Below are 12447 nucleotides of genomic sequence, written 5' to 3' on the forward strand. Positions count from 1 at the left end.
AAGGGTAACGCGCACGGACCTGCGTGCACGCGCGCCCGCCTGCGGCTCAGTGCCCGAAGGCGCCGCGGTAGACGACCCGCCTCACGGCGGTCGGCATCAGGCGGTACGCGCCCCTCACCGCCAGGTTCCGCAGCTCCTGGGTGCGCGTGGTGAAGCCGATCCTCCGGAACGCGCGCTGCAGCTCGATCTCGGACTTGAACTGGTCCCATCCCCCGCGACGCCGGTAGGCGCCGGCGTCGACGCGGTACCCGAGCAGAGGCTCCGGGATGTTGTCCGCCTTCGCGCCCTGCATCAGCATCCGCGCGAACAGCCAGTAGTCCTCCATGCGGCCCATGGGCTGGTACCCGCCCGCGGCCGCCACCACCGAGCGCCGGTAGACCACCGTGGGGTGGTTGAAGGGCTGGTGGAAGCGGGCCGTCGCCCGGATCCTGTCGCCGACCGGCGGGGTCCGCCGCCCGACCACGTGGTCCATGTCCGTCTCGAACTCGTACAGGCCGGTGCCCACCAGGTCGAGGCCGGCGTCCATCGCGGACAGCTGCCGGGCGAAGCGACCGGGCAGCGAGATGTCGTCGGCGTCCATCCGCGCGACGATGTCGTGCGCGCTGGCCTCCAGGCCGCGCTCGAGCGCGCCGTAGAGGCCGATGTTGGTGTCGAGGGGCACCAGCGTGATGGTGGGATCCTCGCGCCTCACCGACGCCAGCACGTCGGCGAGCTCGTCGCCCACCGGTCCGTCCCGGACGATCACCACCTGATCGGGGCGTCGCGACTGCTCGTCGGTGCTCGACCGGTAGGCGGTGAGGAAGTCGCGCGCGCTGTCGCCGCGGTACACGGGCAGCAGCAGCGAGAAGGGCGATTCAGCCACGCGCTCTCCCTGCCTCCACTGCGGCGATGTCCGCCGCCACTGTACCGACATCGGCGAGCGCGGTGGCGTTGGGGCGCGGCACGGTGCGCCAGCCGTCCCGCCAGCCGCGCCGGAAGGCGTCGCGGAGCGTGGCACGGTCGGTCGAGCCGCGCCACGTCCGGGCCCACCGCAGCACCGTGGCGCCGCCGTACAGCGCCTTCTCCGCCGGGTTGAGGGACGCGGAGCGCCGCAGCATCCAGAGCTTGTTCCGCACCTCGTAGTAGAAGCGCGGCCCGGGGTCGACGTCGGTGCTGCCGAACGCCTTGGTCTTGTGGATCACCACCGACGCGGGCGCGTAGATGCCGTCGCGGCCGCGCAGCAGGCGCGTCGAGTACTCGAAGTCGTCGTTCCAGATGAAGTAGTCCGCGACCGGCAGTCCCTGCTCCCGCGCGGCATCCGCGCGCACCAGGATCGACACGAAGGAGGCGGAGCGCACCGGGATGCCCCCCGCCCGGGCGGCCGCCGCCCGGCGGCGGGACGATGCGAAGGGCCGCTGCCGCGGCGTGTTCATGGGGTGGTCGCGGCCGTCGTGCCAGACCACGCGGGACGCGGCGAGCACCGCGCCCGACACCTCGGCGGCCACGCGCAGCTCCGCTGCCGCGGTCGGGGTCGGCACGGAGTCGTCGTCCATGATCCAGATCCAGTCCGGCTCGTGGTGGACCAGCGCTCGCGCGATGCCGGCGGCGAACCCGCCCGCGCCGCCGGTGTTGCGGTCGAGGGCGACCAGGTCGACGTCCGTGGCGGCCGCCACGTCGCGCGTGCCGTCGGTCGACGCGTTGTCCACCACGACGATCCCGGCGAGCGGCTCCGTCTGAGCACGCAGGCCGTCGAGCACCTCGACCAGCAGCTCCGCGCGGTTGAAGGCGACGACGACCGCGACGACTCGGGTCACGTCGCCGCCCGGGGACCCTGCCAGGAGCCCAGCCGCGCGAGCAGCGCATCGTTCTCCGCCGGCGCGCCGATGGTGACACGGACGCCCTCGCCGGCGAACGGCCTCACGAGGATCGCCGGCTCGGAGGCGCCCAGGTGCTTGACCAGGTCGAGGGTCGCGGGGCCCACCGGCAGCCAGACGAAGTTGCCCTGCGCGTCCGGGACGGTCCAGCCGTCGGCGCGGAGCGCGGCGGCGACGCGCTCGCGCTCGGCGACCACGGCGGCCGCCCGCTCGAGGTAGGTCTCACGCGCGGCGAGCGCCGCGAGCGCGCCCGCCTGGGCCGGTCCGGACACCGAGAACGGGGTCACGCAGGCGCGGATCGGCGCGATCAGCCCGGCCGGTCCAACCGCGTAGCCCACGCGGAGCCCCGCGAGCGCGTACGCCTTCGAGAAGGTGCGCAGCAGCAGCAGGTTGGGGTGCCGGTCGAGCACGGCGGGACCGGAGACCGCGTCCTGCGCGCGGACGTACTCGACGTACGCCTCGTCGAGGACCACGAGCACGCGGGTCGGCACGGCCGCCATGAACTCCTCGAGCTCGGCCGTCGAGATGGTCGGACCGGTGGGGTTATTCGGCGAGCACAGCATCACCACGCGCGTGGCGTCGGTCACCGCCGCGGCCATCGCCGGGAGGTCGTGGCGGGCCTCGGCGGTCAGCGGGACCTTGACCGCCGTCGCGCCGGCCACCGCGGTGAGGATCGGGTACGCCTCGAAGCTGCGCCACGCGAAGATCACCTCGTCGCCCGGGCCCGCGTACGCCTGCAGGAGGTGCGCGAGCACCGCCACCGAGCCCGCGCCCACGACGACCTCCGCCGGGTCGCGGTCGAGGGACGCGGCGATCGCGGCCGTGATCTCGGTCGCGGCCATGTCCGGGTAGCGGTGGATCGCCTCGCTCGCCGCGGCGGCGGCGTCGACCACGCCGACCACGGGACCGTCCGGGCTCTCGTTCGAGGACAGCTTCACCGGCGGCACCGCGGAGCTGCCACGCGCGCCGGGCACGTAGGCGGGAAGCGCGGCGATGGCGGGCAGAGGCGTGGGCAGGGCGGTCTCGCGCGTGTCGGGCATACCCAGAAGCATGTCACCCCCGTGGAAGAATGACCGCCATGCGTTTCGTGCTCCTGTCAGCGATCACCGCCCTCGCCGTCTGGCTCGTGACCTTCCTGCCCCTGGGCGTGGTGGTCGACGGGGGCGAGACCGGCACGTGGGCCCGGATCGGGGTGTTCCTGCTCGTGGGCGCCGTGATGACCGCCGCGAACCTGCTCATCAAGCCGATCGTCGACGTCCTCACGCTGCCGGTCAAGATCCTCACACTCGGCCTGTTCTCCCTGGTGGTGGCCTGGTTCATGCTGTGGCTCACCTCGTGGCTCAGCACCCTGGTGCCCTGGGCCGAGCTGACCATCGGCGGCTTCTGGGAGACCGTGCTCGCCGCGCTGGTGATCTCGATCATCACCGCGATCCTGAGCGCGATCGTGCCCGGCGCCCGCCGGGACTGACGCTCCGCGACCGGCCCTCCACGATGGAGGATCAGTGCACGAAAGCCGCGGTTCTCGTGCACCGATCCGCCATTTCGCACCGGGGGCGCATGGCTGCGGCGACCGGGGCGCGACCGAGGTGCACGTGGCCCCTCATGACGCGGGCCGGTACACGCTGATCTCCGAGCGGCCCCCCGTCAGGTAGGCGCCGGCCGAGTCCGTCCAGGCGCGCACCGAGGGACCCGCGCCGCGGTCGACCAGCGCGCCGGTGGCGGCGTAGCCCTCGAGCGCGTGGGCCTCGGCCACGGTCCGCGAGCCGTCCGGGGCCTCGGCCTGCCCGGACCGGCGCCTGTCGTGCACCACCGTGACGCGGTCGCGCGTGTCGGGGTTCGCGCGCCCGTCGAGGCCGGGCACCACGTCGCGCGTGTTCTCGAGGTGCAGGACCGCGACCCCGGACGGCGTCGCGATCCTGCCCGTGGGGGAGCCGGCCGTGAGGACGTGGGTGATCCGGTAGCGGTCGGCGAGCGCGCTCGCACCCACCGCCGCGACGAGCCCGCCCTGGCTGTGGCCGGCGAGCATCACGGGCTCGTCGGGGGCGACGCCATGCGCGTCGAGGGCGTCGCGGACCGCACGGCCCGCGTCGGGGACCCCGCCGGTGACCGCGACCAGGTTGGCGTGAGCATCGGCGGGGTTGGGGTCCGTCACGCCCCAGTCCTGGGTGCCGGGGATGTACACGACGTGACGTCGCGACCCGTCGGACGCGGCGACCGTCTCGATGGCGACCGCGCCGCCGCCGAGCTGCTCGGTCCAGTCCAGGCGCCGCATCGTCCCCGCGACGCCGGCGTCCCGGAGCGCCACCGGGCGCGGGCCCGGCTCGGGGACCACCCCGCGGTAGTCGGGCTCGAGCGCCTCGGCGGCCGCGAGCGCGCCGGCGAGCGCCGCGACCGCGCGGTCGTAGTCCTCGACCCGGGCGGCGACCGTGGCGTGCGCGAGCTCGCCGTTCAGCCAGGAGGTGTGCGGCGGCAGGCCTCCGGGCGCGAGCCGGCGCGGACCGTCGTCCCACAGCAGCGACGCCGCGCCGATCGGGCTCGCGAGGGCCGTCGCGAGCACCGCGCCCCACCGCAGCCCCCAGCCGACGGAGCCCGCGGCGTCGGCACCCACCTCGCCCAGGCGGACGGCGAGGGACAGACCGGAGGCGGCCTCGCGCTCGGCCTCGGCGTAGCGCTCCACGGCGATCGCCAGCGCGGCGGAGAGCGCCCGGCAGCTCAGCGCGATCCCGGAGGCGCGGGCGGCGAGACCCGCCGGGCCGGCCCCCGTCGCGGGGCCGCCGGCTCGAGCCGCGGACGCGAGGGTCCAGACGGCGTCCTCGAGCTCGCCGCCCGCGAGCGCGAGCACCGCCTGCGCCCGCTCCAGGTCCTCGAGGCGGACCGCGAGCCCTGCGGCACCGCCGTACGACCAGAGCGGCTCGTCGCTCACGCGGCGGCCCGGAGCGCCGCGAGCGCCTGGGCGTAGGCCGCGTCGACCTCCGCGAGCAGCGTCGCGCAGGCCGCCCGGCGCTCGTCCAGGCGCTCCCGGTACGACCAGGCGCTCGGGCCCGCCCAGGCCGCGTCGTCCGCGGCGGCCAGCAGCCGCTCGGCGTGCGCGAGCTGGTCGCGGGCCCGGGCGAGGAAGCGGAGCGAGTCGTCCATGCGGTGGACGCTAGGCGGCGGACGTCCTGCCGGGGCGCGGGTCCTCGGTCGCTGGGGAGCGACGATGCGCGGCGCGCGGTTGGGGACGCCGCCCGCGCATCGTCCGCGCCCCACGCATCGTCCCCGGCCACGCACCGTCCCCGCCCACGCACCGTCCCCGCCCCCAGCGCACCCCCCTACTCGCGAGATGGCGATCCGGTGCACGAAAGCAGCGACTTTCGTGCACCGAGTCGCCATTTCGGCGGCTGGAGCCGCCCGACGCGCCGCCCGCGCCTGCATGGAACAATGTGCGCGTGACCTGGACCTCCCTCGCAGCCATCGAGCCCCCCATCGCCCTCGGCCCCCTCGACGGCCGCTACCGCGGCGCCGTCGCCGGGCTGGTCGACCACCTCTCCGAGCCCGCGCTCAACCGCATGCGCCTCCACGTCGAGGTCGAGTGGTTCATCCACCTGTGCGAGCAGGACGCGGTCCCGGGCGTCCGCCCTCTGACCGACGACGAGAAGGCGCTCCTGCGCGCGATCCCCGCGGACTTCGGCGCCGACGGCATCGCCGAGCACGCCGAGATCGAGAAGGTCACGGTCCACGACGTCAAGGCCGTCGAGTACTACATCAAGCGCCGGATCGAGGGCACGTCGCTCGCGCCGCTCAGCGAGCTGGTCCACTTCGCCTGCACCTCGGAGGACATCAACAACCTCTCCTACGCGCTCATGGTCAAGGGCGCGGTCGAGGACGTGTGGCTGCCCGCGGCGACGTCCCTGGTCGGGCAGGTCGCCGACCTGGCGCGCGCCGCCAAGGCCGTGCCGATGCTGTCGCGCACCCACGGCCAGACCGCCACCCCCACCACGCTGGGCAAGGAGTTCGCGGTGCTCGCGCACCGCCTGGGCCGCCAGCTGCACCGCGTCTCCTCCCAGGAGTACCTGGGCAAGATCAACGGCGCGACCGGCACCTTCGGCGCCCACACCGCCGCCGTGCCGGGCACCGACTGGATCGAGGTGTCGCGGACGTTCGTCGAGGGCCTCGGGCTCACGTGGAACCCGCTGACCACCCAGATCGAGAGCCACGACTGGCAGGCCGAGCTCTACGCCGACGTCGCCCGGTTCGGCCGCATTCTCCACAACCTCGCGACCGACGTGTGGACCTACGTGTCGCTCGGCTACTTCGCGCAGGCGACCACCAAGGGCTCCATCGGGTCGAGCGCGATGCCGCACAAGATCAACCCGATCCGCTTCGAGAACGCGGAGGCCAACCTCGAGATCTCGGCGGCGCTGCTCGACACGCTCGGTGCCACGCTGGTGACCTCGCGGCTCCAGCGCGACCTCACCGACTCGAGCTCGCAGCGCAACATCGGCCCCGCGTTCGGGCACTCGCTGCTCGCGATCGACAACGTGCGCCGCGGCCTGGGCACGCTGAGCGTGAACGAGGCGGCGCTGGCCGCCGACCTCGACGCCTCCTGGGAGGTGCTCGCCGAGCCGATCCAGTCGGCCATGCGCGCCGCCGCGATCGCGGGCGTGCCCGGCATGGAGAACCCCTACGAGCGCCTCAAGGAGCTCACGCGCGGTCAGCAGATCGACGCCGCCGCGATCCAGGCCTTCGTGGGCGGCCTCGAGCTGCCCGCCGAGACCAAGGACCGTCTCGCCGCGCTCACGCCGGGCGGCTACGTGGGCCTCGCCGAGACGCTGGTCGACCGCTTCCTGGCCTGACGGTCCTCCTCCCTGCCGGACCGTGCGCACGGAGCTCGCGGCGACACGCCGCGCGCGAGGGGACGATGCGGGGTCCGGCCCGGCGTGTCGACTTCACCTCCGTGCGGAGTGTCCGGGGGTGGGGGCTGCAGAAGTCAGGCGGTGAGGGGCGCGACCGGGTCGCCCACGCGGACGATGCCCGGGGTCGCCACCGTCGCGTAGACCGCCACGCACCCGTCCCGACGGTCGCCCAGCGGCTTGAGCCACCGCGTCCGCTCGGTCGCCCCGTTCTGCGCCTGGTCGATGACCCGACAGCGTGTGTTGCGCTTCACCACGTCGAGCGCGACGTCGCCCAGCCCGATCCGCGACCCGATCCAGCTCTCCTCGACGAACGGCTCGTCGGTCTCGACCACGACGTTGACGCGCAGGCGGCGCGGATCGGCGTCCGCGCCGAGCTCCGCCCGGCACCAGTCCAGGGTGGCCGTGCCCACGATCGACACCGGCTTCGCGTCGAAGAAGTCCGTCTCGCCCGGGGTCTCGGCCACCACGCGCATCGGCTCCCCCGTCGCCGCGGAGAGCTCGGCATCGAGCCCGGGCGACCCCGCCTCCCACGCGGCGTCGCCGCGGAGGACCACCACCGCATCGTCCCGCGCCGTGGCAGCGAAGCCGAAGATCGCCTCGTGCGGACGCCACCGCGACCCGCGCTTGCCCGCCGCGAACATCCCGTCCGCATCGACCACCGCGAACGCCCGGTCGTGCGCGAGCCCGCGGCCGTCCACGCGCACCGCGTCGATGTCCTCGCCGCCCATCGCCTTCACGGGGAAGCGGTGGAGGGAGACGATGCGCATGGCGCCAGCGTAGGCCGGGAACCCCCGCTCGTTAGAGTGGCGTGACGATGGACACCGCAGCCGCCCCGGTCGAGACCCCTCCCTCACCTCCCGCCGCGGGCGTGACGCTGCCCTCGAAGCGACGCATGCGCGCCGAGGTCTGGATCGTCATGGGCCTGTCGCTGGGTCAGACCGCGGTGTACGCGGCGGTGCGGCTCATCGAGCGGTACCTGGACTCCACACCCATCTCGGGCCAGACCACCACGCTGAACCCCAGCCGGTCGAGCATCGACGTCATCGACCTGATCCGTCAGCTGCTGACCATCGGCTTCGCGCTGGTGCCGGTCGCGCTGGCGCTGTACCTGCTGAGCCAGCACGGCGCGTCGGCCCGCCGGCGGTTGGGCCTGGTCGGCCCCGCGCGCGCCTGGTGGAAGGACCTGGGCTGGGGAGCGATCCTCGCGGCGATGATCGGCCTGCCCGGCCTCGCGCTGTACGCGATCTCTCGCGCATTCGGCCAGACCGTGACGGTCGACACGTCCGGCCTCCCGGACGCCTGGTGGGCGGCGACCATCCTGCTGCTGTCTGCCGCGGCGGCGGGCGTGCTCGAGGAGTTCGTGGTGGTCGGGTTCGTGCTGACGCGGCTCCGCGACCTGGGCCGGAGCCCCTGGACCGCGATCATCCTCGCGGCCCTGCTCCGCGGTGCCTACCACCTGTACCAGGGCTGGCCGATGGCGCTCGGGAACGTGGTGATGGGCCTGGTGTTCGGCTGGGTCTACGTCCGGCGCGGACGGCTGGCGCCGCTGGTGCTCGCGCACTGGACGCTCGACGCGGTCGCGTTCATCGGACCCGAGCTGGTGCCGCACGAGTGGTTGGTGCAGCTGGGCGTCGCCTGAGCGCGGCGAGCGGGTGCGTCCGCCCCGGGTCCCGGTACCGGCGGCCGTAGACTCGCGCACATGGCCGACGACACCGCTTCCGCCGCCGTGTCCTCGGACACCCCGGCCGTGCGCATCGTCGACGAGCCGCAGGCCCGCATCCGGCGCTTCACCGACCTGCTGGCGCTGGTCGGCACGGCGCTGGGCGTGGTCCTGGTGCTCTTCCTCGCGGAGTACGCGCTGAGCACCACCCAGGGCATCGCGCAGGACATCGCGGGGGTGTCGCCCCTGCTCCAGCGCCTGCTCGTGGCGCCGGTGAACCTCTTCAACGGCATCGTCGCGGTGATCATCCCGGCCACCCTGGTCATCGACCTGATCGTGCGCCGGGAGCCTCGCCGCCTCATTGAGGTGTTCGCGGCCGCGGTAGGCGCGTTCATCCTCACGCTGCTGCTCGCCGCCGGCCTGGTGCTGTGGGGCACGCCCGAGCTGGGCCTCAGCCTGACGCCCCGGGGGGCGGAGTCGCTGCAGCTCCCGAGCTTCGTGGCCGCGATCTCCGCGATGCTGACGGCGGCCGGCCGCCGCAACACCCGGCGCACGCTGTCGATCTCGTGGAACCTGCTGTGGCTCGGGCTCGCGATCGGCATCATCTTCAGCGTGGTCACCATCCCGTCGGCCCTGCTGACGGTGCTCCTGGGGCGCGCGGCGGGACTCGGCCTGCGCTACTGGCTCGGCTCCACCGCGGACCGCGCGTACGGCGATGCGCTGGTCGAGGGCGTGCGACGCGCGGGCTTCCACCCGCGCACGATGGTGCGAGCGGACATGGAGCATGTCCACGAGCACCCCGAGCTGGACGCCGTCACCGACGCGCTCGCGCGCACCCGTCAGGGTCGCGTCTACGCGATGACCACGGTCGAGCACCACCACCTGCTCGTGGTCGCCCTCGACGGAGACCAGCAGGCCGCAGGCTTCCTGTCCAAGCTGTGGGGATCGCTGCGGCTGCGTGGCGTCGACACGCGCGCCGACGTGTCGCTGCGGTCCAGCGCGGAGTCCACGGCCCTCGTGTCGCATGCAGCCCGCGTCGCCGGGGTGCGCACGGGCCGCGTGCTCGGCATGAGCCAGATCCGCGACACGATGCTGCTGGTCTACCAGCGCCCGCCCGCGGTCCGGCCGTTCGCGGACGTCCCGGAGGACGAGGTCGACGATGCGCTGCTGGACGCCATCTGGACCGAGGTGGATCGCGCGCACGGCGCCGGACTGTCGCACCGCCGCCTCGACGCCGACACCGTGCTGGTGGGCGACGAGGTGCCCGGCACGCTGCCGACCGTGTGGCTGACCGCCTGGGAGCTGGGCGAGGTCGCGACGTCGGTTCTCGCCAAGCGCATCGACGCCGCCCAGGTGCTGGCGCTCACCGCCGCGAAGGTGGGTCCGGAGCGCGCGGTCGACTCCGCCTTCCGCGTCCTGGGCGCCGAGACCGTCGAGCAGGCCGCCCCCCTGCTCCAGAGCATCGTCCTGCCGGCGACCACGCGGAGGTCGCTCCGGGGCAACCCCCACGGCAAGGTGCTCGAGGCGGTCCGCCAGGAGATCCTCGAGCGGTCGCCCGACGCGGAGGTGGGGTCGGAGAACATCGTGCGGTTCGGGTGGCGCACCGTCGCCACCATCGCGCTGGCGCTGGTCGCCGTCGCGGTCATCGCGGTGCAGTTCAACACCGAGGACTTCCTCGACGCCGTGCAGCAGGCGAACCCCTGGTGGCTGGTGGTCGGCTTCGCGTGGGCGCTGCTCACGTTCGTCGGTGCGGCGCTCGCGATGGTCGCGTTCAGCCCCGTCAGGCTGCCGTTCTCACGGGTGCTGCTCACCCAGGTCGCGGCGGCCTACGTCGCTCTCGCGGTGCCGGCTGGCGTGGGGCCCGCCGCGTTGAACCTGCGGCTGCTGACACGCCGGAAGGTCGCGACGCCGCTCGCCGTCGCGACCGTGGCGCTGGTGCAGGTGAGCTCCGTGGTGGTGACCGTGGTCGGCCTGGTGATCCTCACCGTGGTCTCCGGGGGCAACGGCGCGCTGGCGGCGCTGCCCTCGACCTCGATCCTCATCGGGCTGGGCGTGGTCGCCGCCGCGATCGGGCTCGCATTGACCGTGCCGCGGGTGCGCGCGTGGGCGGCGAAGCGGATCATGCCGACCGTGCGGCAGACGTGGCCGCGCCTGTCGCAGGTGCTCGGTCAGCCGTGGCGGCTCGGGCTCGGACTGCTGGGCAACCTGCTCCTCACCGTGGGCTTCGTGGGCGCGTTCCACGCCTCGCTGATGGCCTTCGGCCAGGACATGGCGATCATCGACCTCGCGGTGCTGTTCTTCGTCGGCAACGCGGTGGGCGCCGCGGTGCCGACGCCCGGTGGTCTCGGTGCCGTCGAGCTCGCGCTCACCACCGGCCTCACCGGCTCGGGCATGCCCTACGCCCTCGCGCTGTCCGCCGTGCTGATCTATCGACTCCTCAGCTACTGGCTGCGGATCCCCCTGGGCTACGTCGCCATGAAGTACCTGGAGGGCAAGGGCGAGCTGTAGGCAGTGTCGGTTGCCGGTCTATCTAGGCAAACGGCGCTAGTTCGGCAAAGTTGCCGTGCGAGTCTGGCAATTGCCGACTTGTGCAGCAGGTCCACTCGGCCGTCTGTGCGCCACGCCCGCCACACCGTAGTGCCGAACGGCGGCCGCCCAAACGCGCGCTTCGCACTCGTGCCGTCACGCTTCATGTGGGTCGCATCACCAGATCTGAATTGGCCTGAGTTTCGTTCCGCTCAGTTTCTTTGTCCGACAGACGCTACTTGGGCGGCTGCGAGGTCAGCGTAGTACTCGGCTTCAACCTCCTCGGGGGTGCGCATGCCGAGTTCGCCGTGGAGGCGCTGGTGGTTCCACCACCAGACGTATTCGAGGGTGGCGAGCTCGACCTGCTCGACGGTCCGCCAGGGGCCTCTCTGGCGGATCAGCTCGGTCTTGTAGAGGTTGTTGATCGCCTCGGCCAGAGCGTTGTCATACGAGTCGCCGACGGTTCCCGTCGAGGGTTTCGCGCCGAGTTCGACGACGCGGTCGGTGTAGACCATCGACTGATAGTTCGAGCCGTGGTCCGAGTGGTGCGTGAGCCCGGTGAGGTCGCCTCCGGCGTCCCATGCGGCCATGTCGAGGGCCTGCAAGGGCAGGATCTCGGCCTTCAGCGTCGAGGCGACGTTCCAGCCCACGATCCTGCGTGAGAAGACGTCGGTGACGAACGCGACGTAGGCGAAGCCCGACCAGGTGGCGACATACGTGATGTCGGCCACCCACAGACGGCGAGGAGCGTCGGCCCTGAAGTGGCGCTTCACGAGATCCTTCGGCAGAGCCGCGGCCGGGTCGGACTTCGTGGTGAAGACGCGTTTGGACTTCTTCACGCCCCGCACGCCTGCGAGCCTCATGAGCCGCTCGGTCTGGTCCCGCCCGATGTCCCAGCCCTGACGGCGCATGAGCGCATGCATCTTGCGCCGTCCGTAGACGCCGTAGTTCTCCGCGTGCAGACGGGCGACCTCGGGGATGAGCAGCTCGTCACGCAGCTGCCGTGCGGACGGTGTTCTGGTCTTCGCGGCGCGCTAGCCGCGCGCGGTGAGGAATCCCTGGACTGCCGGGCGCAAGACACGGCAGATGGGCTCGACCCCGAACTGATCCCGATGTTCATCAGTGAAGCGGATCATCTCGGTCAGGGGCGGTCGAGCTCCTTGGCGAAAAACACGCTCGCAGCCTTGAGGATCTCGTTGGCCTTGCGAAGCTCGGCGTTCTCGCGCTTGAGACGCTTGATCTCCGCCGCCGCGTCGGCGACGTTCGCGACCTTGCCGCCCGCGTTGGCCTCCATCTGGCGCTGCCACAGGCGAAGCGTCTCGGAACTCATCCCGAGCATCCCCGCCACGTGCCGCGTCGCCGAGGTCAGGTTCGGGTGATCCGGAAGCGCCTCCGCGAGCATTCGCAAGGCGCGCTCACGCATCTCCGGCGTGTATCGAGTCATGGGTTCCATCCTTGTCGATCAGACGGAACGAAACTCAGGCCAGTTCACTCAACCGACACGAGAGGCTGG

10 protein-coding genes and 1 pseudogene are annotated in these 12447 nt (G+C 72.8%); 4 read left to right on the top strand and 7 right to left on the bottom strand.

Annotation, left to right across the window (positions count from 1 at the left end; genetic code table 11):
• Nucleotides 1-46 precede the first annotated feature (46 nt).
• Genes QQX13_RS08315 through QQX13_RS08325 form a run of 3 tightly spaced genes read right to left on the bottom strand, consistent with a single transcriptional unit; the run spans nt 47 to nt 2893 of the window.
• On the bottom strand, nt 47-862 hold the full coding sequence (locus tag QQX13_RS08315) for a glycosyltransferase (protein ID WP_301119116.1): 816 nt from the start codon (nt 860-862) through the stop codon (nt 47-49).
• The gene (locus QQX13_RS08320; protein WP_301144532.1) at nt 855-1793 is read right to left on the bottom strand and encodes a glycosyltransferase; all 939 of its coding nucleotides are present in this window, start codon (nt 1791-1793) and stop codon (nt 855-857) included. Before QQX13_RS08320 ends, QQX13_RS08315 begins: the two co-directional genes overlap by 8 nt.
• The gene (locus tag QQX13_RS08325; RefSeq protein WP_301119114.1) at nt 1790-2893 is read right to left on the bottom strand and encodes a histidinol-phosphate transaminase; all 1104 of its coding nucleotides are present in this window, start codon (nt 2891-2893) and stop codon (nt 1790-1792) included. Before QQX13_RS08325 ends, QQX13_RS08320 begins: the two co-directional genes overlap by 4 nt.
• Nucleotides 2894-2931: 38 nt before the next feature.
• Between QQX13_RS08325 and QQX13_RS08330 the strand changes: the two genes are divergently transcribed.
• Entirely contained in the window at nt 2932-3321 is a 390-nt protein-coding gene (locus tag QQX13_RS08330; protein WP_301119113.1) for a phage holin family protein, read from the top strand.
• Between the two features lie 132 nt (nt 3322-3453).
• Here the strand turns inward: QQX13_RS08330 and QQX13_RS08335 are convergent, their stop codons facing one another.
• Together QQX13_RS08335 and QQX13_RS08340 are read right to left on the bottom strand one after the other, a co-directional pair.
• Nucleotides 3454-4776: an alpha/beta hydrolase family protein gene (locus tag QQX13_RS08335; protein WP_301119112.1), complete on the bottom strand. Its 1323-nt coding sequence runs from the start codon at nt 4774-4776 to the stop codon at nt 3454-3456.
• Entirely contained in the window at nt 4773-4988 is a 216-nt protein-coding gene (locus QQX13_RS08340) for a hypothetical protein (RefSeq protein WP_301119111.1), read from the bottom strand. Before QQX13_RS08340 ends, QQX13_RS08335 begins: the two co-directional genes overlap by 4 nt.
• Nucleotides 4989-5281: 293 nt before the next feature.
• Between QQX13_RS08340 and purB the strand changes: the two genes are divergently transcribed.
• On the top strand, nt 5282-6688 hold the full coding sequence (gene purB, locus QQX13_RS08345) for an adenylosuccinate lyase (protein WP_301119110.1): 1407 nt from the start codon (nt 5282-5284) through the stop codon (nt 6686-6688).
• A gap of 134 nt (nt 6689-6822) precedes the next feature.
• Here the strand turns inward: purB and QQX13_RS08350 are convergent, their stop codons facing one another.
• Nucleotides 6823-7515, bottom strand: a complete 693-nt coding sequence (locus QQX13_RS08350) for an MOSC domain-containing protein (RefSeq protein ID WP_301119109.1) — start codon at nt 7513-7515, stop codon at nt 6823-6825.
• A 47-nt stretch (nt 7516-7562) separates the two neighbouring features.
• Here QQX13_RS08350 and QQX13_RS08355 point away from each other — a divergent pair, with 47 nt between their 5' ends.
• Both QQX13_RS08355 and QQX13_RS08360 read left to right on the top strand, forming a co-directional pair.
• Nucleotides 7563-8387 (top strand): CPBP family intramembrane glutamic endopeptidase, encoded by an 825-nt coding sequence (locus QQX13_RS08355; RefSeq protein WP_301119108.1) that lies wholly within the window; start codon nt 7563-7565, stop codon nt 8385-8387.
• Between the two features lie 60 nt (nt 8388-8447).
• A complete protein-coding gene (locus tag QQX13_RS08360) occupies nt 8448-10916 on the top strand; it encodes a lysylphosphatidylglycerol synthase transmembrane domain-containing protein (protein ID WP_301119107.1) in 2469 nt (822 codons plus the stop codon).
• 230 nt (nt 10917-11146) lie between these two features.
• Here the strand turns inward: QQX13_RS08360 and QQX13_RS08365 are convergent.
• Nucleotides 11147-12387 (bottom strand): annotated as a pseudogene (locus QQX13_RS08365) (IS3 family transposase).
• Between the last annotated feature and the right edge of the window lie 60 nt (nt 12388-12447).

The sequence above is a fragment of the Demequina lignilytica genome (assembly GCF_030418375.1).
Classification (GTDB): Bacteria; Actinomycetota; Actinomycetes; order Actinomycetales; family Demequinaceae; genus Demequina; species Demequina lignilytica.